This window comes from Latilactobacillus sakei (genome assembly GCA_002953655.1).
Lineage (GTDB): Bacteria > Bacillota > Bacilli > Lactobacillales > Lactobacillaceae > Latilactobacillus > Latilactobacillus sakei_A.
Genome location: CP025839.1, coordinates 1648003 through 1672509, shown reverse-complemented (window position 1 = coordinate 1672509; position 24507 = coordinate 1648003). Strand labels below are relative to the sequence as shown.

General features: G+C 38.1%; 26 protein-coding genes. 16 read left to right on the top strand and 10 right to left on the bottom strand.

What is annotated here, in order from left to right; all coding sequences use genetic code 11:
* The 5 genes from rfbC to C0213_08290 are packed head-to-tail and all read left to right on the top strand — an operon-like array spanning nucleotide 1 to nucleotide 4258.
* Entirely contained in the window at nucleotides 1–582 is a 582-nt protein-coding gene (rfbC, locus tag C0213_08310; protein AUX12422.1) for a dTDP-4-dehydrorhamnose 3,5-epimerase, read from the top strand.
* Nucleotides 583–596: 14 nt separating this feature from the next.
* Nucleotides 597–1625 carry a dTDP-glucose 4,6-dehydratase gene (rfbB, locus tag C0213_08305; GenBank protein AUX12421.1) on the top strand — a complete coding sequence of 343 codons (1029 nt, stop codon included), beginning with the start codon at nucleotides 597–599 and terminating at the stop codon, nucleotides 1623–1625.
* A gap of 56 nt (nucleotides 1626–1681) precedes the next feature.
* The gene (rfbD, locus tag C0213_08300; GenBank protein ID AUX12420.1) at nucleotides 1682–2527 is read left to right on the top strand and encodes a dTDP-4-dehydrorhamnose reductase; all 846 of its coding nucleotides are present in this window, start codon (nucleotides 1682–1684) and stop codon (nucleotides 2525–2527) included.
* Between the two features lie 18 nt (nucleotides 2528–2545).
* A complete protein-coding gene (locus C0213_08295) occupies nucleotides 2546–3178 on the top strand; it encodes a dTMP kinase (GenBank protein ID AUX12419.1) in 633 nt (210 codons plus the stop codon).
* A 39-nt stretch (nucleotides 3179–3217) separates the two neighbouring features.
* Nucleotides 3218–4258 carry a hypothetical protein gene (locus C0213_08290; GenBank protein ID AUX12418.1) on the top strand — a complete coding sequence of 347 codons (1041 nt, stop codon included), beginning with the start codon at nucleotides 3218–3220 and terminating at the stop codon, nucleotides 4256–4258.
* Between the two features lie 38 nt (nucleotides 4259–4296).
* On the opposite strand, the gene C0213_08285 is transcribed toward C0213_08290, so the two are convergent.
* A complete protein-coding gene (locus C0213_08285) occupies nucleotides 4297–4845 on the bottom strand; it encodes a sigma-70 family RNA polymerase sigma factor (GenBank protein AUX12417.1) in 549 nt (182 codons plus the stop codon).
* A gap of 204 nt (nucleotides 4846–5049) precedes the next feature.
* Nucleotides 5050–5871 (bottom strand): hypothetical protein, encoded by an 822-nt coding sequence (locus tag C0213_08280; protein AUX12416.1) that lies wholly within the window; start codon nucleotides 5869–5871, stop codon nucleotides 5050–5052.
* A 191-nt stretch (nucleotides 5872–6062) separates the two neighbouring features.
* Here C0213_08280 and galU point away from each other — a divergent pair, with 191 nt between their 5' ends.
* Nucleotides 6063–6965: a UTP--glucose-1-phosphate uridylyltransferase gene (galU, locus tag C0213_08275; protein AUX12415.1), complete on the top strand. Its 903-nt coding sequence runs from the start codon at nucleotides 6063–6065 to the stop codon at nucleotides 6963–6965.
* Between the two features lie 415 nt (nucleotides 6966–7380).
* On the opposite strand, the gene C0213_08270 is transcribed toward galU, so the two are convergent.
* From C0213_08270 to C0213_08255, 4 genes are all read right to left on the bottom strand, one after another.
* Nucleotides 7381–8022 (bottom strand): hypothetical protein, encoded by a 642-nt coding sequence (locus C0213_08270; GenBank protein AUX12414.1) that lies wholly within the window; start codon nucleotides 8020–8022, stop codon nucleotides 7381–7383.
* Nucleotides 7970–9298 carry a hypothetical protein gene (locus tag C0213_08265; GenBank protein AUX12413.1) on the bottom strand — a complete coding sequence of 443 codons (1329 nt, stop codon included), beginning with the start codon at nucleotides 9296–9298 and terminating at the stop codon, nucleotides 7970–7972. Before C0213_08265 ends, C0213_08270 begins: the two co-directional genes overlap by 53 nt.
* The gene (locus C0213_08260) at nucleotides 9291–10022 is read right to left on the bottom strand and encodes a hypothetical protein (protein ID AUX12412.1); all 732 of its coding nucleotides are present in this window, start codon (nucleotides 10020–10022) and stop codon (nucleotides 9291–9293) included. The genes C0213_08265 and C0213_08260 overlap by 8 nt, the downstream gene beginning before the upstream one ends.
* A gap of 360 nt (nucleotides 10023–10382) precedes the next feature.
* The gene (locus tag C0213_08255; GenBank protein AUX12411.1) at nucleotides 10383–10793 is read right to left on the bottom strand and encodes a peptide deformylase; all 411 of its coding nucleotides are present in this window, start codon (nucleotides 10791–10793) and stop codon (nucleotides 10383–10385) included.
* Nucleotides 10794–11186: 393 nt separating this feature from the next.
* Between C0213_08255 and C0213_08250 the strand changes: the two genes are divergently transcribed.
* The 9 genes from C0213_08250 (at nucleotide 11187) to C0213_08210 (ending at nucleotide 21069) form a co-directional block, all read left to right on the top strand.
* The gene (locus C0213_08250) at nucleotides 11187–11621 is read left to right on the top strand and encodes a hypothetical protein (protein AUX12410.1); all 435 of its coding nucleotides are present in this window, start codon (nucleotides 11187–11189) and stop codon (nucleotides 11619–11621) included.
* Between the two features lie 244 nt (nucleotides 11622–11865).
* Entirely contained in the window at nucleotides 11866–13302 is a 1437-nt protein-coding gene (locus C0213_08245) for a glutamine ABC transporter substrate-binding protein (protein AUX12409.1), read from the top strand.
* Nucleotides 13302–14036, top strand: a complete 735-nt coding sequence (locus tag C0213_08240) for a peptide ABC transporter ATP-binding protein (protein ID AUX12408.1) — start codon at nucleotides 13302–13304, stop codon at nucleotides 14034–14036. The genes C0213_08245 and C0213_08240 overlap by 1 nt, the downstream gene beginning before the upstream one ends.
* A gap of 101 nt (nucleotides 14037–14137) precedes the next feature.
* On the top strand, nucleotides 14138–15142 hold the full coding sequence (rfbB, locus tag C0213_08235; protein AUX12407.1) for a dTDP-glucose 4,6-dehydratase: 1005 nt from the start codon (nucleotides 14138–14140) through the stop codon (nucleotides 15140–15142).
* A gap of 153 nt (nucleotides 15143–15295) precedes the next feature.
* Nucleotides 15296–15742 (top strand): hypothetical protein, encoded by a 447-nt coding sequence (locus C0213_08230; protein ID AUX12406.1) that lies wholly within the window; start codon nucleotides 15296–15298, stop codon nucleotides 15740–15742.
* A 3-nt stretch (nucleotides 15743–15745) separates the two neighbouring features.
* Complete coding sequence (locus C0213_08225) at nucleotides 15746–17179, top strand: PTS subunit IIBC (protein AUX12405.1); 1434 nt, start codon at nucleotides 15746–15748, stop codon at nucleotides 17177–17179.
* A 46-nt stretch (nucleotides 17180–17225) separates the two neighbouring features.
* Entirely contained in the window at nucleotides 17226–18392 is a 1167-nt protein-coding gene (locus tag C0213_08220) for a beta-cystathionase (protein ID AUX12404.1), read from the top strand.
* Nucleotides 18393–18394: 2 nt separating this feature from the next.
* A complete protein-coding gene (locus C0213_08215; protein AUX12403.1) occupies nucleotides 18395–20053 on the top strand; it encodes a hypothetical protein in 1659 nt (552 codons plus the stop codon).
* A gap of 119 nt (nucleotides 20054–20172) precedes the next feature.
* Entirely contained in the window at nucleotides 20173–21069 is an 897-nt protein-coding gene (locus tag C0213_08210; protein ID AUX12402.1) for a hypothetical protein, read from the top strand.
* A 40-nt stretch (nucleotides 21070–21109) separates the two neighbouring features.
* Here C0213_08210 and C0213_08205 read toward each other — a convergent pair whose 3' ends face one another.
* On the bottom strand, nucleotides 21110–22000 hold the full coding sequence (locus C0213_08205; GenBank protein ID AUX12401.1) for a diacylglycerol kinase: 891 nt from the start codon (nucleotides 21998–22000) through the stop codon (nucleotides 21110–21112).
* A gap of 156 nt (nucleotides 22001–22156) precedes the next feature.
* Here C0213_08205 and C0213_08200 point away from each other — a divergent pair, with 156 nt between their 5' ends.
* Nucleotides 22157–22975 carry a xylose isomerase gene (locus C0213_08200; protein AUX12400.1) on the top strand — a complete coding sequence of 273 codons (819 nt, stop codon included), beginning with the start codon at nucleotides 22157–22159 and terminating at the stop codon, nucleotides 22973–22975.
* Here the strand turns inward: C0213_08200 and C0213_08195 are convergent.
* The 3 genes from C0213_08195 to C0213_08185 form a co-directional block, all read right to left on the bottom strand.
* Entirely contained in the window at nucleotides 22972–23271 is a 300-nt protein-coding gene (locus C0213_08195; protein AUX12399.1) for a hypothetical protein, read from the bottom strand. The genes C0213_08200 and C0213_08195 overlap by 4 nt on opposite strands.
* Entirely contained in the window at nucleotides 23258–24082 is an 825-nt protein-coding gene (locus C0213_08190) for a hypothetical protein (protein AUX12398.1), read from the bottom strand. Before C0213_08190 ends, C0213_08195 begins: the two co-directional genes overlap by 14 nt.
* Nucleotides 24083–24274: 192 nt before the next feature.
* The gene (locus tag C0213_08185) at nucleotides 24275–24496 is read right to left on the bottom strand and encodes a DUF2922 domain-containing protein (GenBank protein AUX12397.1); all 222 of its coding nucleotides are present in this window, start codon (nucleotides 24494–24496) and stop codon (nucleotides 24275–24277) included.
* Between the last annotated feature and the right edge of the window lie 11 nt (nucleotides 24497–24507).

Genomic DNA, 24507 nt, shown 5'->3' with positions numbered 1-24507 from the left:
ATGGGAAAATTAAAAGTAACAACAACTAAATTACAAGATGTTAAAATTATTGAACCAGCTGTTTTTGGTGATCACCGTGGTTTCTTTACAGAATCATATTCAGACCGTGATTTTAAAGAAGCTGGAATTGATATCGATTTTATTCAAGACAACCATTCATTATCAACTCAAGCTGGTGTCTTACGTGGCTTACATTTCCAACGTGGCAAAGCTGCTCAAACAAAACTAATCCGAGTTGTGACAGGTGCTGTTTTAGACGTCATCGTGGATGTGCGTGCCGGTTCACCAACTTACAAGAAATGGGAAGGCTATATTCTTTCAGCAAGTAACCATCGTCAATTATTAGTACCAAAGGGGTTCGCCCACGGTTTTGTGACGTTAACCGATAACGTTAACTTCTTATACAAATGTGATGGCTATTACGATGCAGCAGCTGATGGTGGGATTTCATTTAAGACCCCAGAATTAAATATTGACTGGCCAATCGATTTTGACCAAGCGATTACATCTGAAAAAGATGCGAACCAACCAACCTTTACAGAATTCGAAAAAGACAACCCATTTGTTTACGGTGAAATTTAAGGAGACTCTAACTTATGAAAAATATTATTGTTACCGGCGGCGCCGGTTTTATCGGTTCTAATTTTGTCCACTATGTTGTTAACAATCATCCAGAGGTTCACATAACGGTTTTGGATAAGTTAACTTATGCAGGGAATCGTGCGAACTTAGCTGGTTTACCAGCAGATCGTGTAGAATTAGTGGTTGGCGACATTTGTGACGCTGAATTAGTCGATAAGTTGGTTCAAAAGACGGATGCGGTTGTGCACTATGCTGCAGAAAGTCACAACGACAACTCCTTAAAAGATCCATCACCTTTCATTCAAACTAATATTATTGGCTCATATACTTTAATTGAAGCTTGTCGTAAATATAACGTGCGTTATCATCACGTTTCAACCGATGAAGTTTATGGTGATTTACCATTGCGGGAAGACTTACCAGGTCATGGTGAAGGTGCTGGCGAGAAATTCACGCCTGAAACACGTTATAACCCAAGTAGCCCTTACTCATCATCAAAAGCTAGTTCAGATTTATTAGTGCGTGCCTGGGTCCGTTCATTCGGTCTACAAGCCACTATTTCAAATTGTTCTAATAACTATGGCCCTTATCAACACATTGAGAAATTTATTCCACGTCAAATTACTAACGTGTTAAGTGGTATTCGTCCCAAACTTTATGGTTCAGGGCAAAACGTTCGTGATTGGATTCATACGAATGACCACTCAAGCGCTGTTTGGGCCATCTTAACTAAAGGTAAAATCGGTGAAACTTATTTAATCGGTGCTGACGGTGAGCAAAACAACAAAGATGTCTTGGAATTACTCTTAGAATTAATGGGCCAACCTAAAGATGCTTATGATCAAGTTAAAGACCGTCCTGGGCATGATTTACGTTATGCGATTGACTCAAGCAAGTTACGCGAAGAATTAGGCTGGCAACCAGAATTTACTGATTTCAAATCAGGCTTACAACATACCATCGATTGGTATCGTGATAACGAAGACTGGTGGCAAGCAGAAAAAGCAGCAGTTGAAGCCAACTATGCTAAAAATGGTCAATAAATATAACTAAATGGAAGTAGGCGAGTGCCTACTTTTTTTAAGGAGAAGAGTTAACAATGAAAATTTTAATTACTGGTGCCAATGGTCAATTAGGAACCGAATTACGTCATTTATTAGATGAAAATCAAATCGAATATATAGGAACAGATGCTGCTGAATTGGATATCACGAATGCAGAAGTAGTTAATGCTTATTTTGAAACTAACAAACCAGAATTAGTTTATCACTGTGCTGCTTATACAGCCGTTGATGCAGCCGAAGAAGAACCGGGCAAGTCAATCAACTACAAAGTAAATGTCGTTGGGACACAAAATATTGCTAATGCTGCAGAAGCAGTTGGAGCAACATTAGTTTACATCAGTACAGATTATGTATTCGATGGCACTAATGACCAAATGTATACAGAAGAAACACCAGCAGCACCTAAAAACGAATATGGTCGGACAAAATTAGCAGGTGAAGAAGCTGTTGCTAATACGATGAGCAAATATTACATCATCCGGACATCATGGGTCTTTGGTGAATATGGTAAGAATTTTGTTTACACCATGTTGAACCTTTCTAAGACACACGATCATTTAACAGTTGTTAGTGATCAAGTTGGCCGGCCAACTTGGACCCGGACATTGGCTGAATTCATGTTATATTCCGTTAAAAACGACGTCCCTTATGGTTTATACCAACTTTCAAATGATAATTCATGTACTTGGTATGAATTTGCGAGCGAAATCTTGAAGGATAAGGATGTAGAAGTGAGCCCCGTTACGTCAGACGAATATCCACAAAAAGCTTTCCGTCCAAGACATTCAATCATGGACTTGACGAAGATTAAAGCAACCGGTTTTGAAGTACCAACATGGCAAGATGCATTACAGAAATTCATTAGTAGTGTAGAAGACTAATAATGTGAGGTATTTATAATGGATGGAAATTTTATCACGTTTGAAGGACCTGATGGAGCTGGAAAAACTAGTGTTTTGGAAGCGATAGTACCTAAAATAAGCTCACTTATAGAACAAGAAATAGTTGTTACTCGTGAGCCTGGTGGAAATAATATTTCAGAATCTATTAGAAACTTGATTCTAGACATTGATAATAGTGAAATGGATTCAAGAACAGAAGCGTTGTTGTATGCCGCCGCTAGACGTCAACATATAGTTGAAAGAATACAACCAGCATTAAATAGAAAAGCGATTGTTATATGCGATAGATTCGTTGATAGTTCAATAGCGTATCAAGGTGCTGGAAGAAGTATTGGAGAAAAACTTATTTCCGATATGAATTTATTCGCAACGGATGGATTAACTCCTGATTTGACTATATATCTTGATGTTCCATCTGAAGTTGGTTTGGAACGAATTCAAAAGAATAGACAGAATCAATATGATAGATTAGACCATGAAAAATTAGACTTCCATAAGAAAGTTAGAAAGTCTTATCAAAACTTGATGAGAAACAATACTGACAGAATAAAAATGATTGATGCAACTCAGCCATTCTCTGAGGTAGTTGATAATTGTATGAGAGAATTATTAAAGTTCTTAGACAATTAGTAATAGTCGGTTGAAAACCTCATATGAGGAGATTTTGTAATGAGTAGTAATAGTGAGAGAAATTTTGGGATAGATATTGCTAGAATATTAGCTATGCTGATGGTTGTTTTTTTGCATAATCTATTAAATGGTGGAATTTTAAGAAATTTAGATATTAATAGCAATCCAATGAGTATGATCTATTGGTTCATAGAAAACTGCTCAATCATTGCAGTGAATATATTTGCAATAGTTACAGGTTATTTGATGACAGGAAAACGATTTTCATATAAAAGAGTTATTGAACTTTGGAAAATAGTAATATTTTGGTCAATATTTATATTTATTGTATTTTATTTTTGGGGTTATCCGTTGAAAATGCATGATATAATAACTTCTTTTTTTCCAACCATCATGAATAGTTACTGGTATTTCAATGCTTATTTAATTTTAGTTCTCTTTATTCCATTTTTAAACGCTGGAATAAAAGTTATCGATTTTTTAGTATTTGAAAAAATTGTCTTTTGTTTGGTAGCACTTTCTGTAACTATTGGTTTTGTTGGGCATTTATTTGAGCTAGAGGGTTATTCTGGTATTTGGCTAATGATTCTGTATCTAATTGGGGCCTATATAAAAGTAAGTCCACGAATTAAAAGATTAAAAAATACTTGGTTACTGATTCTGTATCTACTCTGTTCGCTAATATCTGTGGGAGCAGAATATGTGTCAATTAAATTTATAGGTGGAGAGGAACGCTGGTTAAGTTACCTATCTCCAATGGTTACAGTTTCTTCTATTTGCCTATTTATTTTGCTAACAAGAATAAACATAAAAAATGATAAGATAAAAAAAATATTAATAGTAATTTCGCCATTATCATTTGCTGTCTATTTGATTGATACTCATCCAATAATATTTAATTACGTAATACAAGATGCTTTTCGAAGTTTAACAAGTTTAAATCTAGTTTATGGATTAATCATATTCTTTATAATTTCAATTCTAATGTTTGCCTTATTTTTATTAATGGAATACGTTCGAGTATATATTTTTAAACTAATGCGCAATTTTGTTAGAGGATTTAAAACTAATGGAAATTAAAAAAATGCCTAGTCTATTGCTAATGACTAGGCATTTTTTTAATCTACTAATAGATTACTAAACTTTTTCTGCACCCTAAATTTAATATTATTAGCTGTTCGCCGTGTGATGTTTAAGTCCGCGGCGATTTCTTTTAGGCTGGCGTTGGCAAAGTAGCGTAGGACTAGGAAGCGACGTTCACGCGGGTCGCAGACCTGGTAGAGTTTTTCGAAGAGTTCGTTATAGATGACGGCATTATCTGGGGCGCAGTGGGGATCACTGATCTGATCGAGGTAGTCCATTAGGGCATCGTCTTCAGATAGTCGGTTAACGAAGCCGATTTGTTTCTTTCGACCGTTTTCTTGTCTGAAGTGCCGCATGGTGGCCCATTTAATCGCTTGGTAGGCGTAGACGATGAATTCGTGCTCCTGGGTCTCAGGATCGCCTGGGAAGCGCTGATAGGCATCGATAAAGGTTAAGAGGGCTTCTTGGTAGAGATCATCGAAATTCTCGTGATAACGGTTAATATGGAGCGATTTAAGGGCACCATAAATAAAGTTGTCATCTTGGAGTAAGAGGTTGAAAGCGGCTTGGTTAGATTTGGTCATTGTATCTCATCCTTTAGGCCGCGAGCTCGCAGTGAATTTTCCCGGTAAGTTCACTATAACGACTTAGCGGTCAAAAGAATAACGACCGTTTTTAATCCTTAATCGCAACAAAAGGTTGGTTTAATAAGCTTTTACGAATTGCATTTTCTGAAACGAGTGTTATTTAATGCTGAAAACTGCTGAAAAACCAATATTTCGGTTGGTTTATAAATCGCGTAATTTTCGAATAAAGCCGGGGACACCTTGTAAATACCAGCCAAATTCGTGAAGCGGATATTCCTTGTATTCTTGTATGGCCGCTTGGTAGATATAATTTGATTTGTGAATTTCTAAGTCATCTAGGAGCCGAATCAATTGTTGCGGGTTATTCGGTACCATGCTACATAATTGGCAATGACAGTAATCATAGCTGTGGATAATACTACTGTTAAAGCAAGATTGCAGTTCGATGGTATAGCCGAAGTTAGTTGCGCAAATCCCGAGACTCGTGCGTAGAATCCGGCCGATTGCGGCACATTGATGAATTTCGGCCTCTAACTGACGTCCTTTGTAGAGGAGTTCGCAACTTGTTTCATTCAGGAAAGTAATCCGTAGATGATCACCAGCTTGTTCGTAGTATTTAACGTAGTGTAGCGCTAACCAACTCGCGTTTTGATGGGCAGTGCCACTGAGCGGTAGAAATTGGTATTCACCGTTGATTTGGGGGAGTTTCCGTAGGCGGCCAAAGTTATGATAGATGTGTCGCATTTGTGAGAAATCAATGAGTTGTTGGCGGTTATACTGGCGCATTAATTTGCGGGTTGAAAGGGGCGTCGCTTGCAGACCGTTGTTACGACTGATAATTAAACTGCGATGTTTATTAGTCGCTAGCAACATGGTATCGGAATTAATGTGATAATGGTTGATGTACGGGCAACTAATCGATTCACGAAAGCGCAGATCATAATCGACGGTCTTGATTAAAGGCAGGCAATCTGGACAAACCGTGTGTTGGAGCGGGATGGTACGCGTATGTAGTAGTAACATAGAAACCTCCTAATAAACTATTCAATTGAGGATAGCAAATATTAACAAGCGCTTACAAATTTAATGTGATTATGTTAACAAACAAGTGTTAAGATATTAATATTTTTCTCATTTTTGAGCGTCTAAGGGTCACAAATCGGCTTGAGTATGGCATACTATGATTAGACTATGATTAATGGGGGATTCTTTAAATGAAAGTACGCAAAGCAGTTATTCCAGCAGCCGGTTTAGGAACACGTTTCTTACCAGCCACTAAAGCAATGGCCAAAGAAATGTTGCCAATTGTTGATAAACCAACGATCCAATTTATCGTTGAAGAAGCAAAAGCTTCAGGTATCGAAGATATTTTAATTATTACTGGTAAGGGCAAACGGCCAATCGAAGATCACTTCGATTCAGCACCTGAACTGGAACAAAACTTAAAAGCTAAGAACAAGACGAAGATGTTGAAGATGGTTAATGAAACCACTGACATGGGCGTTAATCTTTATTTCATTCGCCAATCACATCCTAATGGTTTAGGGGATGCTGTTCGTCTTGCGAAGTCTTTCGTGGCTGACGAACCTTTCGTGGTCATGTTAGGTGATGACTTGATGGAAGATGAAGTGCCATTGAGCAAACAATTAATTAACGAATATGAAGAAACACATGCCTCACAATTGGCTGTTATGAAAGTGCCACACAGCGAAGTTGACAAGTATGGTGTCATTAACCCTGAAAACAAGGTTAAAGATGATTTATACAATGTTAAGAACTTCGTTGAAAAGCCAGATGTTGATAAGGCACCTAGTGATTTAGCCATTATCGGTCGTTACTTATTAACACCGGAAATTTTTGATGTCCTAGAAAATCAAAAACCAGGCCTTGGTGGCGAAATTCAATTAACAGATGCGATCGACGAATTGAACAAGACACAACGCGTCTTCGCGCACGAATTCAAGGGCCGTCGTTACGATGTTGGTAACAAGTTCGGTTACTTAGAAACAAGTATCGAATACGGTTTAAAACACCCCGAAGTTAAAGATGATTTAAAGAAATACATCATCAAGTTGGGTGAAGAATTAAAACAAAGCGAAAAGAAAGAAAATAAATAGAGTGCTGACTCGAACGGGTTGGCTTTGAGGATTAACAAGAAAATGGGAATTATGGCGGTTTAGCCATGATTCCCATTTTGTGGTTAACCGGAAAAGGCAGTTCGAGAAGCACGTTTAAGTGAAGAGTGCTGACCATCGCGGTTAGTAATTGAGCATTAATTAAAAATTGCCATTAATCCAGGTTTTAGGATTAATGGCAATTTTAGATTAAGCGGAAATTATTGCGATAGGAAGCACGTTTAGAGAGGTAACGTTAAGCATAAAAAAAGATCTCGTCATTGACGGGATCTTTTTTGTTGTTAATTAGTCAATACTCTTAAGGTATTTGTCTAATTCAGCTGGTTTTTTAACTTCGTAACTCCAAGCTGATGAAACTGTTAACGAGTTTAAGCGCATCTTTAATACGATGGCTTCTTTAATGTAATTTAAGACTTTTTTCATGATATATCACCTCCTTTAAATGGGATGTGGTGACTAAAATTAAAGTTGCCAGTGTGGCGGCACTAATCGGTACCGCTAAAAAATTGAAGAGTAGACATAAAACTGAGAGTAAACAAAAAATTAGAATCGTGATCCGATTACGTTTAAATTTTTCATTTTTAACACGTTTATCTTCAACAAGAGGTGTTCCAAACCAGAAAACAAGTGCTGATAAAAGCGAGAAAGCAATCGCGATAGTGTTATTGGACAATAGCCACTGCGCGAAGTAGATAGCGATAATCGCTAAAGAAACAGATGTCAGATAACAATTTAAATAGGTCCGGCAGTGATAGCCACCGGTTTGTGTATGAATGATTCTAAAGAGAATCACATAACCAATCGTTAACCAAAATTGATGGGTGATCAATCCAAAGAGTAAGATGGAAGCAGTAATCAAAAATTCATTAATTGTCAGCTCGACGCCGTAATTATAGAAGACTTGTTCTTCTGCGGAAATTACTTTTTTTCTAACGAGTATGTTAGTGATCATTTCTGTAAGTTTTTCCAAGCTAACGCCTCCTAGATTATTCTTGGTTGATCGGTAATAAAACCAGCATATCAAAGTGTGTTTCGTCATAAGCTATTTTATAATCACCATGTAATCGCCCAATACTCTTTTTAATAATGTTAATACCTAGGCCACTAGGTTCATGTTTAAACCAACTTTTATTAGAAAGACTAATCTTATGTTCTAGATGAGGCTCAGCGTGGGTGTTATTAACAATTAATACCAATTTATGTTTGTATTCAAAAATTTTGACGCTAATCTTCCTTTTTTCAGGTGGTAGTTTTTCCGTTGCAGCAACGGCGTTTTTCAATAAGTTAATCAATATATTGGAGAGGGAAACGGGTTCCAAGGACTCAGTGTGGACTTGATCGACCTTAAGCGAAAGTTCGATATCTTTTGAAGCGCACAATCGGATATTGTTATTTAAAACCGCATCGATATAAACGTTTCCGGTCAAAACCTGGGCTTTAACTTTCTCCAACTGACCTGTAATCTGATTGATGTAATTAATGACTTCAGTGTTAAGATCGTTTTCAATCATATATTTAATCGACATAATATTTTCTTTAAAGTCATGTCGCATATGACTTAGTTCAAGTTCTTTTTTATTTTGAATTTTGATTTCATTTTTTAAGACTGTAGCAGCCGCTTGAAGACTAAGTTCAAACTCACGTGTTTGATAATAAAGGCTGAGTTGTGAAAATAGATAAATCGTTAAGCAGATAGTGGCATTTAATAGAATAACCATCATCAGGATTTTAGTCGACAGTTGTTCAGCGTGTGTATTTTTTAAATTATTGCTTAACATGTGCATAAAGTTAGTAATGAGCATCGTCCCCATAATTAAAATGCAATTGATGACGATTAAATAATGTCTGGAGATATCTAAATTAATATTATGAAAAAGTTTGTAGTAGCCGTATATGAGAAGTAACATTGTTAATTTAGTAATGATATAAAATAAAATCCCATAAGCACTACCAACATCTGTAATAACTGGAATTGGTTCATGAAAGATATTTGCTAGAATGATACCAGAAGAAATATCTGAGAAATAGATGAAGTAGTAAGCAAGTGAGACAAAATAAAAAATCTTGATAAATTTATCTTTAAATAATAACAAGGCAGAAATGCTGATACCGGTAATCATCAATAGAGAATGGGCCATGCTAGTGTAGTTAGCAACTACGAGAATAATAGCCGTACCAAGAATAATAAGAATTAATAAAGTACCGATTATCTGACTATAGCGCGTAAAACGCGTATTCAAAAATAAAATCAATAAGACATAAAGGATGGCTACTTCAATCACAGTCGGTGTGACGTAGATAATTAGATTAGTCACTGAGAATCCCCCGTATACCGCATATAAATGCTTCTTGAACTTCTTTTTTCCGTCGTCGGCTTAAATCTAATTCTTCACCGTTATCCATTAGAATACTGGTGTTTTTAATTTCATTAATAAAAATGGGATTGACTGTGAATTTTCGATGAGTTCTCAGGAATCCTTTTTCAGTTAATGAATCGGTTATTTCTTGGAAGGTATAACCGATAAGTTCAAATTGCGCTTGATCGGCTAGATGAAGATAGACCTTCCGGTTGAGCGATTGGACGTAGACAATGTCATCCAGGTAGACTTTCTTATAAAGTTCCTCACCAGTCGTTTCTCGTAGTTTCAGTCTGAGGTATTTGCTGTTTTCAAAAGCAACGGAACGGCTTAGACGTGCCAGCAAGTTATCAATTCGCTCGCTGAGATGATCCTTAGGCAGAAAATCATAGATATCGTATTGCAAAGTGTTCAGAATTTCCTGTTCATAACGGGTAACAAAAATGATTTTAACCCGCTTATCCAGATTGCGAATTTTATGAGCTAACATTTTCCCATTGATTTTTGGCATATAAATATCGATAAATAAAGCATCAAATACACCAGGTTTAAAGCTATCGAGTAAGTCAGTTGCATTTGTAAAAGTCTGATAAGTTGCTTTAATAGCTAATGAATGATCAATTTCTTGCGTGATTTTTTTGAGAAAACACTGATTATCATCACAAAATGCAATATTTAACATCAAAAATGCTCCTTATACCATTTGATTATTTAATATTCTATCACTATTCTTAATAAAATAGCATCTTTAACCTGTCACTTTTTTAACAAAAAATGCCGGTATTATGCCTTTTTGAGTAACTAATAGGGCATAATGAGTTAGTCGTTGAGGTCGTTGATTAACTGAACGGTTATTATTAATAACGTAACGGTTATTTTAGTGATAAATTGAAATAATTACGATAATCAAGGTGTTTTTTTAGTAAAAAAATAGTATAATGACTCGAATTTTTTTGTAAATTATTCAGATTAAAGCCAAAAAATTTTAATTAATATAAAAAGCCACCAGATAATTTAAGACTGGTGGCTGTGGGCGGGGCCTTTAAATGAGAATCCCCGCGCAATGATCTATTTCATGTTGGATAATTTGTGCCACCCAGCCAGAAAAAGCCTGTTGCTGTTGTTTAAAATGGCGGTCTTGATAGCGCACTTCAATGGTTTCATAGCGTTTTGTTGAACGTTGACCGATTAATGAAAGACAACCTTCTTCAGTCTGATAGGGACTATGCTGACGAATAATCTCAGGATTGACCATAATTACGGGTAAAATCCCCATTTGAACGATAATAATCCGCTTATTAATGCCAATCATGTTAGCCGCCATGCCAACACAACGATCTGTATTAGCCTGTAAAGTATCGATTAAATCAGTGATAACTGCTGTATCCGCAGTTGTGGCAGGTGAGGCCACCTGGCTTAAAAATTTGGTATCGCGCATAATTGGCTTAATCATCAAAAAACTCCTCGAAAGTTAATAAGTTCATTATAACAGAATCACGGCGCTAAAAGTGGTTTGCGAATAGCTATCGCGCATAATTGGTTAATCAATAATACAATTTTATTTATAAAAACAGCTTTAATAGTTAAAGGTATTATTAGTGATAACTAAATAATTATTAGAGAGGTCTACTAAAATATTACTAGTAGAGCCTCTTTTTTAGTTGCTTTATCAAACTTTAAAGACTGAGTGGTCATATAAATGACCTTAATGGTCTATATTATTATTGATTATAAAAAGATAGAGAAATTAACGTTGCTAACAAGAAATTAAGTGTACTATATATGATGATAACTATTAGAATTTAAAAGATTTTAATCTCTTTAACAGAGGGGGAATAAGGATAAAATGTTAAGTCAAACAGAAACGTTATCATCAGTTACTTATATCATGCGGTGTAATCAGATAATTGAAAAGTTATTAGTATTTGACACTGTATTTAACGAATACACACAAACTTGTCGTAATATTATATTAGGGAGATGTCTCGTTAACGAAAATTTGCATTCTCTAAAAAAGTATTTCCAGAAAAATTTAGTTAAATTGATGCATTTTGTCCAATTAGTTGAAAGTATTAATCCACCAAGTTACTTTACGGACACTAATCAACGTTTAAAAGAAGCTTTTAGAGGATATGTTGAAAGTGTTGAAAAGATGTTATTAATTATTGATAGCGAAGATGATTCGGTAATTCTAGAAAAAATACAAGAAATTCGTCGAATCCAAAAAGACTATTGCCACAAAATTAATGAGGCTTTAGCAGATGTTGTTAAGCTAGGTTAAATTTTAAAATGAAGTGCGTAAATTTGACAGAATATGAGTAGAAGATAAAAAGGCTGGGACAAAATAATTTTGTGCCGGCCTTTTTAGATGTTAGTCGCGGTTGATTTGACGTGATTTGATCGCAAAGTGAATAAAAATTCGACAAATTATGTGTTTTTGATTATAATTATGAGTACATCATTATAACTAAACTTATTAAGTTTTAATTTTAGCAACCGGTAAGAGGGTATAGAGGAGGATTCACATGAAGAAAATGACGTTATTTTTAAGTAGTTTGTTATTACTGGGTTTATTTATATTCAGTAATCAACAGGTCCAATCTGTGCAAGCAGCTGAGAAGACTTATGAAATCGGGACCGATGTCACTTATCCACCATTTGAATTTGCGAACAAGGATAATAAGTATGTCGGGATTGATATTGATATCATGAAAGCCATCGCTAAGTCAGAAGGCTTCAAGGTGAATATTCAACCACTCGGTTTTAATGCCGCCGTTCAAGCGGTCCAATCAGGACAGATTGATGGTGTGATTGCTGGGATGACGATTACCGATGAACGAAAAGCGAAGTTTGATTTTGCGGATCCTTACTATCATACTGGGGTTGTCATGGCGGTTAAAAAAGACAGCAAGATTACTGGTTTAGAAGGTTTAAAGGGTCAACGGGTCGCAATTAAGACCGGAACGGCCGCGGGTGATTACGCAAAGTCTAAAGCCAAGGAATATGGCTTTACGACAGTCACTTTTGATGATTCTGACAATATGTACAATGATGTTGTCAATGGTAATTCAGTAGCCTGTTTCGAAGATCAACCAGTGATGCAATATGGGATTAAGACTGGCTTGAACTTGAAGATTGTCACGAAACCAGCACAAGGTGGCGATTATGGTTTTGCCGTTAAGAAGGGTGCTAACCCAGAATTAGTTGCAAAATTTAACAAGGGCTTGAAGAAGTTAAAAGCTAGTGGTGAGTATGCTAAAATTCAAGCAAAATATTTAAACACTAAAGCAACTAGTAAAAAAGAAGCTGATCACAGTTTCTTCGGTTTATTAAAAGAAAATAAGGGTGCGATCTTAGATGGCTTAGGCCAAACATTACTATTAACAGTCATCGCGATTTTCTTCGCCACCATCTTTGGTGTCTTCTTCGGATTACTCGGTGTATTACCAAATAAATTTGCACGGGGCGTTTCGGATACAGTCATTTATATCTTCCGGGGCTTACCATTGTTAGTTTTAGCTCTATTCATCTACACCGGGATTCCAAGTTTGACGGGGCAAAAGATTCCCGCAATGGTCGCTGGTGTGATTACGCTGATGTTCAATGAAGGGGCCTATACAGCCGCCTTTGTGAAAGGTGGGATTGGTGCCGTTAGTGCTGGCCAAATGGAAGCAGCCCGGAGTTTAGGCTTACCATATGGCAAGGCAATGCGCCGCGTTATCTTACCGCAAGGGATTCGGATTATGGTGCCATCTTTTATTAACCAATTCATCATCACGCTGAAGGATACGTCAATCTTATCAATTATCGGCATTGTCGAATTAACGCAAGCTGGTAAGATTATCATCGCCAGAAACCTAGAAGGCTTCAAAATCTGGGGGATGATCGCGTTGATTTACTTGATTGTGATTACGTTATTGACATGGTTATCGAAGTATATCGAGAGGAGAATGAATAACTAATGAATAGAATTGAAGTGTCCCATCTCATTAAAAATTATGGCAGTAATGAAGTTTTGAAGGATTTGGATTTAACCGTTGGTAACAATGAAGTGGTTGTGATGATTGGGCCCTCCGGTTCTGGGAAGAGTACGTTTCTCCGCTGTTTGAACCGTTTGGAAGAACCAACGAGCGGTGAAATCATCGTCGACGGCTATAATCTCAGTGATCGTAACAGTAACTTAAATCAGATTCGGGAAAAGATTGGGATGGTTTTCCAACACTTTAACCTCTTTAAGAATCTCACTGTTGCAGAAAATATTATGTTAGCACCTGTTGAACTGGGCAAAATGACGCCGGAAGAAGCCAAAGAAACCGCCAAACATCTTTTAGAAACGGTTGGCTTATCGGATAAATACGATGCCAAACCAGGTTCGCTATCAGGTGGTCAAAAGCAACGGGTCGCTATTGCCCGCGCCTTGGCGATGAAACCCGATATTCTATTATTCGATGAACCAACGTCAGCACTGGATCCAGAAATGGTCGGCGATGTCCTGGAAGTAATGAAACGCTTAGCCAAAGAAGGGATGACAATGGTTGTTGTCACTCATGAAATGGGCTTCGCTAAAGAAGTGGCCGACCGCGTCATCTTCATGGCAGACGGGCACATTGTCGAACAAGGCGCCCCCGAAGAAGTCTTCGGCAACCCACAAAATGACAGAACAAAGGACTTCTTGAATAAGGTATTGAATGTTTAGAAAGAGATATTTAAAGAGTTGTCAGGTTTAAATTACTTGGTAACTCTTTTTTATTGTTCATGCTATGATAAGTGATAACAAGTAGTTGGGAGATTTGCTAAATGATACGTCATATTCTTGTAACCGGTGGTGCCGGTTTTATCGGTTCTAATTTTGTTCGCTATGTCGTTGAACAACAGCCAGAAGTCCATGTAACGGTTTTGGATAAGTTAACGTACGCTGGTAATCGGGCTAATTTAGCCGGCTTACCAGCAGAACGAGTGACGTTGGTAGTCGGTGATATTTGTGATGCACCATTGGTTCAGCAGTTAGTCCAAAAGGTGGACGCGGTGGTACATTATGCAGCTGAAAGTCATAATGATAATTCGTTGCAGGATCCAACACCTTTTATTCAAACTAATATTATGGGTTCCTATACGCTAATTGAAGCCTGTCGACAATATCATGTGCGGTATCATCACGTTTCTACAGATGAAGTTTACGGCGATTTACCGTTAGTAGGTGATGCAAAATTTACACCCGAAACACGTTATAATCCTAGTAGTCCGTACTCCGCTTCCAAGGCGAGTTCTGATTTGTTAGTACGGGCGTGGGTGCGCTCATTTGGGCTACGCGCAACGATTTCCAATTGTTCCAATAATTATGGGCCGTATCAACATGTTGAAAAGTTTATCCCGCGTCAGATTACCAATATTTTAAGTGGTAGGCGCCCTAAGTTATATGGCACTGGCCAAAATATTCGTGATTGGATTCATACGGATGACCACTCTAGCGCTGTTTGGACAATATTGACACGTGGCCGAATTGGCGAGACCTATTTGATTGGTGCTGATGGGCAACGCACGAATCAAGCTGTTTTGGAAATGATTTTAACATTGATGGGGCAACCCAAGGATGCATATGATCAAGTTCAGGATCGACCAGGGCATGATTTGCGGTACGCCATTGACGCGACCAAGCTTCGTGAAGAACTTGGATGGCAACCGCAATTAACCGATTTTAAAGTTGGGTTACAGCAGACAATCGATTGGTATCGGCACCATGAGGAATGGTGGCAAGCGGATAAAGCTAAGGTAGAAGCGAGATACGCGCGTAATAAACAATAATCAAGTTAAGGACAGTCTATCTTAAAGACTGTCCTTTTTATATATCTAAAGTATTTGATTAACTTGTCACAAGCAGTGTGACAAAATGCGTGTTAACGTTTCCATCTGGTTGTATTATCCTTAAGTCATTGATAAGGAAAGAGGGTATTTCAAATGCCAATGATTGATAAAAATTTAATTAACTTAGAAGTAAATGTCGCAACTCAAAAAGAAATGTTCCATTATTTAGCCGACTTAGCCTTTCAAGAAGACCGTGCAAAAGACAGTGCGGCGATTGAACAAGGCTTAAACGAACGAGAAGCAGAATCTACAACGGGTTTTGGTAAGCACATTGCAATTCCGCATACTAAAAATAGTGCGGTTAAAGAACCAACTGTAATTATGGTCAGAAATCAAGAACCACTTGAATGGGATTCTTTGGATGGCCAACCGGTTGAAACAATCATTAATTTATTGGTCCCAGATGATCAATCTGATACACATTTGAAGATGCTTGCTAAGTTGAGTCGGCAAATGATGCATGCAGATTTTACAGATGTTTTAAAAACAGGTACGAAGGAAGAAATTTTGACAATGTTGACCAAAGTACTTTCAGATTAAGGAGTGATTAATATGAAAATCGTAGGGATTACAAATTGTCCGGCGGGAATTGCCCATACCTACATGGTGGCAGAAGCCATCCAACAAAAGTGTGAATCATTAGGCTACGAAGTCCATGTTGAAACACAGGGGGCTAGCGGTGTCGAAGATCGTTTAACAGACGCTCAGATTAAAGAAGCCGATTATGTGGTACTGGCACTTGGTAAGGGACTTTCTGATGAAGATCGAATCAGATTTGATGGTAAGAAAGTGGTTGAGCTACCTGTTTCTGAAGCTTTAAAACATATTGATACTTTGTTTGATGATATTGATAGCAAAGCCGTTGTGCTCCATACTTCAAAAGTAAAACTAGGCAATGAACAGGCGGCGGTTAAAGAAGGTATCATGAGCTATTTAATGGCCGGTGTTTCAGCTGCATTGCCATTTGTCATTGGTGGCGGGTTACTCGTTGCATTAGGCAGTATGTTGGTCCAATTTGGGATGCCCAACACGGCACTTGCTCAAGGGACACACCCGTCATTAGCCTGGGTATTAACGTCAATTGGGAATCTAGGCTTCACCTTCATGATTCCAATTATGGGTGCTTATATTGCGAATGCAATCGGTGATAAACCAGCGTTTGCGCCAGCATTCTTAGTCACATACTTAGCAAATGATATTGATTTATTAGGTACAAAATCTGGTGCTGGTTTCTTGGGTGCTGTTGTGATTGGTTTATCAGTTGGTTATTTTGTTAAGTATTTCAGAAGAGTTAAATTGGGCAAAGCACTACAGCCATTATTAGGGTCGATGTTAATTCCATTTATCACGCTATTAGTCTTTGGATTATTAACGTATTACTTGATTGGCCCAGCAATGTCATGGTTAATGAGTGGCTTGTTAGACTTCTTGAATACGATCCCAACCAGTATGAAGATTGGAACGGGCTTTATTATTGGCGCAATGTTAGCTTTTGATATGGGTGGTCCCGTTAATAAGACTGCTTGGTTCTTCGCCTTTTCATTACTTAGCTCACATATTTATAACTGGTACGGGATTGTCGGTGTGGTAACCTTGTTACCACCGATGGCAGCTGCGATTTCAACTTGGATTCGCCCTGATTTATTTACAAAACAAGAACGGAGTTCAAGTATTAGTGCCTTTATTGTTGGGGCAACTGTTGCGACAGAACCCGCAATTCCTTACGCACTTGCTGCACCAATTCCAATGATTGCTGCCAATACATTAGCTGGTGGGATAGCCGGTGCATTGTCAATTATGTTTAATGTTGAAAGAATTGCACCCGGAATTGGTATTTTTGATCCCTTAATTGGCTTAGAAAAGCCTTGGTATTTCTTCTATCTAGCAGTTGGGATTGGTTTAGTCCTCAATGTCGCCTTCATTATTATTTTCAAAGGGGCATGGCTCAAGCGAGAAGCTAAAAAAGCAGCACAATAACGAATGAAAGGATGCCAATAGCATCCTTTTTTGAGAAGGGGCAAGGATGATGCAATATAATTTTGATCAAGAAATCGACCGTCATCAGACTTTTAGTACACAATGGGATTATATTGAAGACCGTTTTGGACGGAATGATATTTTACCATTTTCAATTTCGGATACCGATTTTCCGGTTTCGGATGAAATTCTAGCAGCGCTAAAGAAGCGGATGGCACATCCGATTTTTGGCTATACACGTTGGAATCACCAAGCTTATAAAGGGAGCATTAAAAGCTGGTTTGAACGTGATCCGGAGGTAACGGTGGCTGAAGATTGGCTTGTTTATAGTCCAAGCGTTGTGTATACGATAGGGGTTTTAATCCGACTGATGAGTAATCCAGACGATGCAGTGGCGACTTTCACACCGATGTACGACGCTTTTTTTAATACGATTACCGCCAATCACCGCCAATTAGCAACAATTCCAATTCAAGGTGCGGATCAAGATAATGATATTTCCTGGGAAATAATGGCTTCAGTTTTAGCGGATGAGAAAACGAAGATTCTATTACTAACCAATCCGCATAATCCAACGGGTCATTTATTCAGTGAAGCCGAATTAAAACGGATTGTAGCCCTTTGCCAGGAACATCGCGTTTTTATTATTTCGGATGATATTCATCGTGATATTATCATCGGGGAGCAACAATATGTACCGATTACGAAGATTACAACCGACAACGTTGCATTATGTTGTTCGAACACCAAGACTTTTAATACGCCTGGCTTGATTGGGGCTTATGCAATGATTCCCAATCAGCAACTACGCGAACAATATTTGGAAACATTGAAACAAAAAGATGCCTTGTCATCAGCAAGTATCTTCGGCGTTGAAAGTACAATTGCTAGCTATACAGGCAGCGCTAATTACGTTAAAGAACTAAATAGTTATTTAAAAGAAAATTATCAGATTTTAGCAAATTTCTTTGCACAAGAATTACCGGAACTCGAATTTAAAATACCTGATGCGACTTATCTAGCGTGGATCAACGTCGCTAAATTAAACTTGAGTAGCGATGAGTTACAGGCTAAACTAGTTAATGTTGGACACGTTGGCATTATGGCCGGCAGTGTTTATGGTGACAGTCGGTATATTCGGATGAATATTGGCTGTCCTAAGTCAAAGCTGATTGAGGGGTTGAGACGAATGAAGGTCGCTCTTCGTTCATAATTATGCTGAATGAAAGACAAATTGTACTACTTCAATATTTGATGAAGAATTCTTATTCTGGAGGCGAACTAGCAACGTACTTAAAAACTTCTAGACGAACGGTGATTCGGGATGTCGCTTTAATTGATTATTGGTTAACAACTAATCAGTTAGGAACAATTGATAATTCGCAGCGCTATTCATTAACAATTAACGACCAAACTGAGTTACAAAAGAAACTTCAAGTACTGCAGTTACAGAAGTATCGTCTATTAGCACTTGTTTTAATCAATCGATATGTGACGATTGACGATTTAACTGATCAAATGTGGCTCACCAAAAAAGAAATTGATGATGAGATTAAAGCGCTCAATAGGAACTATCAATATCTGTTTGTGATTGAGAAAAAAACAAGTAAGGGCATTTATATAACGGCCTCCAATTATGAACGGATTAATTTACTGGCGAGTCTATTATTTTCTTTTACGGATTTAATGGCTGATTTACCAGATGGTATGTCTGAAAAGGCAACTGTCAAAGCCAATCAAATGACATCGTCCATTTTAAATTTTGAGACAAAACAGCAATTGGCCGTTCAGCTAATAGCATATCAATTGTGTCAGAATGCTATCCCAACCATTACTTTTTCAGATTATTTAGCGCAAAAATTAGCCAAAATTCAAAAAATTAGTGACTTCAATCTTGGGCGAGTTTTAGCGCGGATGAATGAAGAATATCAAGTTCAGATTGATACGGAAGTTTGTGCGACAATTTTAGTGCAACATATTCAAAGAACTTTGTCATTTCCGAGCTATTTCGAAAGTGATATGCGCGCTCAGTTTGAAGAATTGCGGTTGATTTATCCTTTTATTTTTGAATTTGCGCAAGTGATTACCGATAATATTCAAGCATTTCTAGATGTGCTATTTATTGATAGTCAATATATCGCATTATATATGACCAATTCGCAGACTGCTTCTGAGGCTAAAATTAATCTAGTGATGTATGAAGAACGTTATTCAATTTCAAATATTAATCAGGTTTTAATTGAAAATAAAATGAACCGCGTTAATTTAGAAATCGCACATTCGGTGGATAAGCTAGAAGAGTTATTAGAACAACATCCGAATAGTATCTTAATTATCGATCGAAACCAAGTACTAAAAAATCATGCAGCACAGATTGATTATGTCTTTAACGGGATTCTCAACGATGATGATTTATTAACCATTCAAGATGTTATTAACACAACATTAATCAAAAAGGAAATTGAAACAGTTTTAACACCGACGCAATTTATGTCATTATCATCACAGCCAACCTTTAAAGAGACCTTAGCTGCTGGGTTAGTTCAGCTAACAGATGATGGTCGGCTGACTAAGCAACAAGCAGTGGCGCTTGAAAATCGTGAGTTAGCGGGGAACCAGCTAGTTGTTGGACAATTATCTTTACCACATATTAAAGCGCCAATTGAAACGCCATTTAAATTATTTTATTTTAAACTAAGCGAACCAGTGAAGATTGAAGAAACGAGTATTACGGCAATCATGATTGTTATTGTTGATAGCCGTTCAACAGAATACACACAGTTATTTTCATATTTATACGCAAAATTTAAGACGTTGGATTTAACAAGGATTAATAACTATGAGACTTTACTAGCTAATGTCATTAATCGTTAGATCTATGAGAACACCGCTTAGTGTAGGCGGTGTTTTTTAATTGATTGTGCGCCATTAAGGAGTAATTAATGGTATCATAAAGAGGATTAATTAATATTAAGTAGTGGGGGAAGATAATCATGAAGTTTTGTCCAAATTGTGGTTCGGAGATCAAGGAGGGGGCTAAGTTTTGTCCCAAATGTGGGTTTAACATCGAACAAATGACCAATCCAAACGCAACAAATGACAGTGTGAAGAGCCGTTTTGAAAAATTGAAAACGGATGAAGAAATGGCACTCCAATTAGACCAAGTCGAGGGGTTAAATATGACGCGGGCGGACATCAAAAAGGAAGCGCAACGTAAATTATCCGGACGTTATGGCGAATGGATGAAGACCATCTTGTGGTTGGTGGTGGGGATGATTGTTGTCACATTTCTTCTGGTAATGAGTTTTGGCAGAATGATGACGGCCATTGAAATGACAATTTGGGGGAACCTCTATTCTGACCAAGGTCCGACCGGATTTACGGCTTTCTTATGGTTCGTAGTGGTGATTATGCTCTTAATAGCGCTATTCTTAATTGCTTGTTTACGTAAACCCGTTTTACAGTGGTGCGCAATCGTAACTTTACGAGGTCAGCGTGCCGATGGGTTGAAAATTTTTAATTACTTAGTAAAAGCGCAAAAGAACCGGGTATTAAAAGCAAATGTTTTAACCACCTTCTATCAATTCTGCTGGTCATTATTATTTGTCATTCCGGGGGTTGTCAAAGGGGCCTCATACGCAATGACTAATGTCTTATTGGAAAAAAATCCTGAAATGACTGCTAGCGAAGCGATTAACATGAGTCGTAAAATCATGCATGGCTATAAATTAGAATTCTTAATCATGCAATATTCATTTTATTTCTGGCAATTATTGGTTGGTGTGACATATGGTCTCGCTAATTTCTATGTGCTCCCTTATCAAAATGTAACTGAAATTCAATTCTTAGAATCACTTTATCAACGTTATCAAGAAAATGAAACGAAATAGAAAAAAGACAAAGTCGTAAGACTTTGTCTTTTTTAATAGCCTAGTGAGGCGTGATGACTTGTAATTTGTGTTGCAATAACCGCATTTTTAACGGTGATTTGGTACTAGGATCGCCATCAATGCGTGTTTGCACACTTTCTTGATTGTCAGTGGTAATTGTTATTTTATCAGCTTTAAAGTAGGTCATTCCAGGAATTTTCTTAAAGTTGCCTGTTAGAAAATAGGGGAGAAACATAGCAGAGCGTATTAATGACATTTTAGGAGCGACAAATACATGGAAATAGCCATCATCTGGTTGCGCTTCGGGATTGAATTTTGTAAAACCACCGACGGAATTGGTGAGTGTCACGAGCAAGAACTGCGTGTCTTTTTGCCAGTGACGATGAGGGGTTTCAATTGTTAAAGGGTAATGTTGATGCTTGGCTAATACACGAATACCTTCGTTTAAAAAAGCCAAAGGGCCCCATTTTTGTTTCTCGCTCTGGGTAACATTCAAAGCAGCGTCAGCTAAAATACCAAGCGTCATCGTACTGATTAGATAGTCATCATTGATTTGACCGACATCTAGTGGTTGGAGATGGCCTTGCTGTAGATTTTCAATCGCTTGGTCAATATCTAACGGAATTTGTAAAACGCGGGCCAAATTATTAACGGTACCAGCGGGAACAATTCCTAAATAAGGTGGCTGCTCTAAAGTAGCTAGGCCACTAACGACTTCGTTGATGGTGCCATCACCACCGACAGCGACTACGATATCGAACTGCGCTTGCGCCGCTTTTTTTGCTAAGCGTGTCGCATCTTTAGGGCCTTTAGTAGGCATCAATTCAACCGTCTGCTGGTTTTTAACGAGGGCTTGTTCAATTTTTTTACCAACTGACTCGCCATGATCTTGGCCAGAATGCGGATTATAAATAACGGCATAACGATCCATAAAAAGACCTCCTTTATTAACTAACCTAAGCATAGCAAAAATCTCATGAATAAACATTGAAAACGAATTGAGGTTGGTGCTGAGCCGATAATTGATTAGCATTTTTGCTAAGTGTTAAAATGAAACTAACGTTGAATTATGAAAGTAGGTCGGGCTATGCAACTAGGGTTAAAGGCGGGTGTGAATGACCGTCAAATTAAGGATCGTTTACAATATCATCCCAGCGTATTTGAATTTCATCTGACGGAAGAAGATGTCGCAAGTGCTGGTTTAAAAAGGCTGCGCGATAAGATTCAATTTATCCGTAACCAAGGGGTGCAGCACATTATCTTACACCATCCGATGAATTTTGAAGGCGGCCATCTTGAATTATCGATGAGTGAGGCCAGTTCACCAGCGCGCTATCGCTTTTTGTGGCAGTCAACGTTGGACTTATTGCAACTCGCTCAAGCAGAAGATGTTCAATTATTAGTCCACGGTTCATATGATGAACCCGTTGAGCAATTGACAGTTGGTTATCGCAATCTCACTGAAGCGGCTGAGGTACTTTTTAAGCGGATGGACTATCTCAACAAGATTGGTCATGATCATCTATTCTTCGAAAATTCGATTTCACCGCTTTTTTATTACGGTAATCCTGATTTAGATCAAGCTATTTTAGCAAAAGGCTATCGATTAGCTTTTGATACGAGCCATTGTTTCATTAAGTACCATGGCGATAATGACGTGTTAGTTCAGAGCTTACAGACGCTAAAACCAGCGATTGCCCATTATCATCTTGTTGATTCGTTAGGACTTAAACATGATGGCTTAGAACTCGGAACTGGCCGCATTGATTGGCGCCGGGTTGTGCCGGTTTTAAATCCAGCAGCAACCAATATCTATGAAGTTCAGTTGGCTGATCAAAATGATGCGCGGGAAATGGTTACGAGTCACCAGTATTTAACCGCTTTGGCGGCTGACTTGCAACATTAGCCGAGCAGAATTTTATTTTGGGCCACGCGGAAACCAAATAGTGGGTAAGCTTGGTCATCCTGATTAACGTAAACGTAGTGTTGATAGTATTCACGGTGATTTAAGAGGAGGCTGAATTCCCATTGCTTGAGGGGATGCGGCTTCTTGGCGACCGTCTGTAATAACAGACGTGGTTGTTCATTGTGGACATCTTGTTCAAAACCGGCAATCGGCCAATTTTGATCTGAGCCTTCGAAAAAAATGAGTGCATTACGTGGCGTATCGGCGAGTAACTGTAATAAATCAATGACGCGCATGATATCGACTCCTTTGTGGCATTTTAAGTAGTGTAGCGACAATCAGCCAACTAATCAATGAGAGTAAGACGACGATTGTTAAAATGACCATTAATGGTGTCAGAATAGTTAGTAGCCAACTGGTCCCGCCGGTAGTTTGATTGAATAAACTAGTGATGAAAGTGCCCCCGATAATGACGATCAAGGTTGCGATAATCCCAGGAATCATCCCTCGATAATCAGCTTTCGATAAGTCGAAACCACCAATAGCAATCATGCCACAGAGAATCAGCCAAATGAGTAGTAAACTGGGTTTGGTAGTCGTCAGTAGCTGGCTGAATAATGGTTTGACTGCCTGCCATTGCCAAATTGGTTCTTCGGCAAATGTCAGCCAGGTTTGAAAAGTATTGCGGGCTAGTAACCAAGTGAGGCCTAAGATTGCCGCGGAGCAACCAAAAATAGGTGCTAAGCCAATCCAGAAGTTACCAATGGTGGGCCACAGCCGCCCAGAACGATAGCGGTGTTCGACGTGTCCCAGCGAGTGGTCATTAGAATCGTTCAAGTTGCGATTGAGCAGTTGCATGTCAGTAATTTGATGATTGAAGATGAAGCAAAATAATGCGTGGCTCAATTCGTGAATAATGGTGCCGAGGCCACCAATCACAATCTGTGAGCGGGGCCACCAGCGTGCTAAGCGTGTTTTCGTTGAGCGATTAATCACTGTTAACAAGGCGGCAAAGCCTAGTGGCATCAAAATTAACAGGGTACAGTTGCGCATAATGGCAAGCAGTAGTTGTTGCCAATCGATGGTTAGTGGATTTGAAAGTGACATACTAAACCTACCTTAATAACTTAATAAGGGTCATCGTACACCTAAGTCAAGGATGGTGACAAGCGAACAAGCTAAAATTTAAAGAACCCATAAAGGCAAAAAAACGCCCGGAACAAATTTGAATTTGTCCCGGGCGTTTTTTGGATTCTAACTTTTGTTAATCCTCAGGCTATCCCTGACTGATGCAGACGCTTATTTATCTGAAAAGATTGGTGTTTCAATTCGTTCAACGTATTTGGCTGCGACTGGTGTTTTGTAGAGTTGGACGTCGTCTTTTTCGAAGAGATTAGCGTCGGCGATTTTAATCATTGCTGCTTTAACCACTTCAGGGGTTAATGATTCGTTGACTTGGCGTAGGCGTAATGTTTTGTTCTTATTAACACTGGTTTTAAATTCTAAATTAAGTTCTTTCATCTTGAATTCCT

What these genes read in the sequence shown, in the direction of transcription:
- rfbB (AUX12421.1), top strand. Translation starts at nt 597, where the DNA reads ATGAAAAATATTATTGTTACCGGCGGCGCCGGTTTTATCGGTTCTAAT.
- C0213_08220 (AUX12404.1), top strand. Translation starts at nt 17,226, where the DNA reads ATGATGCAATATAATTTTGATCAAGAAATCGACCGTCATCAGACTTTT.
- C0213_08185 (AUX12397.1), bottom strand. Translation starts at nt 24,496, where the DNA reads ATGAAAGAACTTAATTTAGAATTTAAAACCAGTGTTAATAAGAACAAA.
- rfbC (AUX12422.1), top strand. Translation starts at nt 1, where the DNA reads ATGGGAAAATTAAAAGTAACAACAACTAAATTACAAGATGTTAAAATT.
- C0213_08205 (AUX12401.1), bottom strand. Translation starts at nt 22,000, where the DNA reads ATGGATCGTTATGCCGTTATTTATAATCCGCATTCTGGCCAAGATCAT.
- C0213_08230 (AUX12406.1), top strand. Translation starts at nt 15,296, where the DNA reads ATGCCAATGATTGATAAAAATTTAATTAACTTAGAAGTAAATGTCGCA.
- C0213_08250 (AUX12410.1), top strand. Translation starts at nt 11,187, where the DNA reads ATGTTAAGTCAAACAGAAACGTTATCATCAGTTACTTATATCATGCGG.
- C0213_08195 (AUX12399.1), bottom strand. Translation starts at nt 23,271, where the DNA reads ATGCGCGTCATTGATTTATTACAGTTACTCGCCGATACGCCACGTAAT.
- C0213_08190 (AUX12398.1), bottom strand. Translation starts at nt 24,082, where the DNA reads ATGTCACTTTCAAATCCACTAACCATCGATTGGCAACAACTACTGCTT.
- C0213_08200 (AUX12400.1), top strand. Translation starts at nt 22,157, where the DNA reads ATGCAACTAGGGTTAAAGGCGGGTGTGAATGACCGTCAAATTAAGGAT.
- C0213_08215 (AUX12403.1), top strand. Translation starts at nt 18,395, where the DNA reads ATGCTGAATGAAAGACAAATTGTACTACTTCAATATTTGATGAAGAAT.
- C0213_08245 (AUX12409.1), top strand. Translation starts at nt 11,866, where the DNA reads ATGAAGAAAATGACGTTATTTTTAAGTAGTTTGTTATTACTGGGTTTA.
- C0213_08260 (AUX12412.1), bottom strand. Translation starts at nt 10,022, where the DNA reads ATGTTAAATATTGCATTTTGTGATGATAATCAGTGTTTTCTCAAAAAA.
- C0213_08270 (AUX12414.1), bottom strand. Translation starts at nt 8,022, where the DNA reads ATGACGAAACACACTTTGATATGCTGGTTTTATTACCGATCAACCAAG.
- C0213_08240 (AUX12408.1), top strand. Translation starts at nt 13,302, where the DNA reads ATGAATAGAATTGAAGTGTCCCATCTCATTAAAAATTATGGCAGTAAT.
- C0213_08210 (AUX12402.1), top strand. Translation starts at nt 20,173, where the DNA reads ATGAAGTTTTGTCCAAATTGTGGTTCGGAGATCAAGGAGGGGGCTAAG.
- galU (AUX12415.1), top strand. Translation starts at nt 6,063, where the DNA reads ATGAAAGTACGCAAAGCAGTTATTCCAGCAGCCGGTTTAGGAACACGT.
- C0213_08295 (AUX12419.1), top strand. Translation starts at nt 2,546, where the DNA reads ATGGATGGAAATTTTATCACGTTTGAAGGACCTGATGGAGCTGGAAAA.
- rfbD (AUX12420.1), top strand. Translation starts at nt 1,682, where the DNA reads ATGAAAATTTTAATTACTGGTGCCAATGGTCAATTAGGAACCGAATTA.
- C0213_08280 (AUX12416.1), bottom strand. Translation starts at nt 5,871, where the DNA reads ATGTTACTACTACATACGCGTACCATCCCGCTCCAACACACGGTTTGT.
- C0213_08290 (AUX12418.1), top strand. Translation starts at nt 3,218, where the DNA reads ATGAGTAGTAATAGTGAGAGAAATTTTGGGATAGATATTGCTAGAATA.
- rfbB (AUX12407.1), top strand. Translation starts at nt 14,138, where the DNA reads ATGATACGTCATATTCTTGTAACCGGTGGTGCCGGTTTTATCGGTTCT.
- C0213_08255 (AUX12411.1), bottom strand. Translation starts at nt 10,793, where the DNA reads ATGATTAAGCCAATTATGCGCGATACCAAATTTTTAAGCCAGGTGGCC.
- C0213_08285 (AUX12417.1), bottom strand. Translation starts at nt 4,845, where the DNA reads ATGACCAAATCTAACCAAGCCGCTTTCAACCTCTTACTCCAAGATGAC.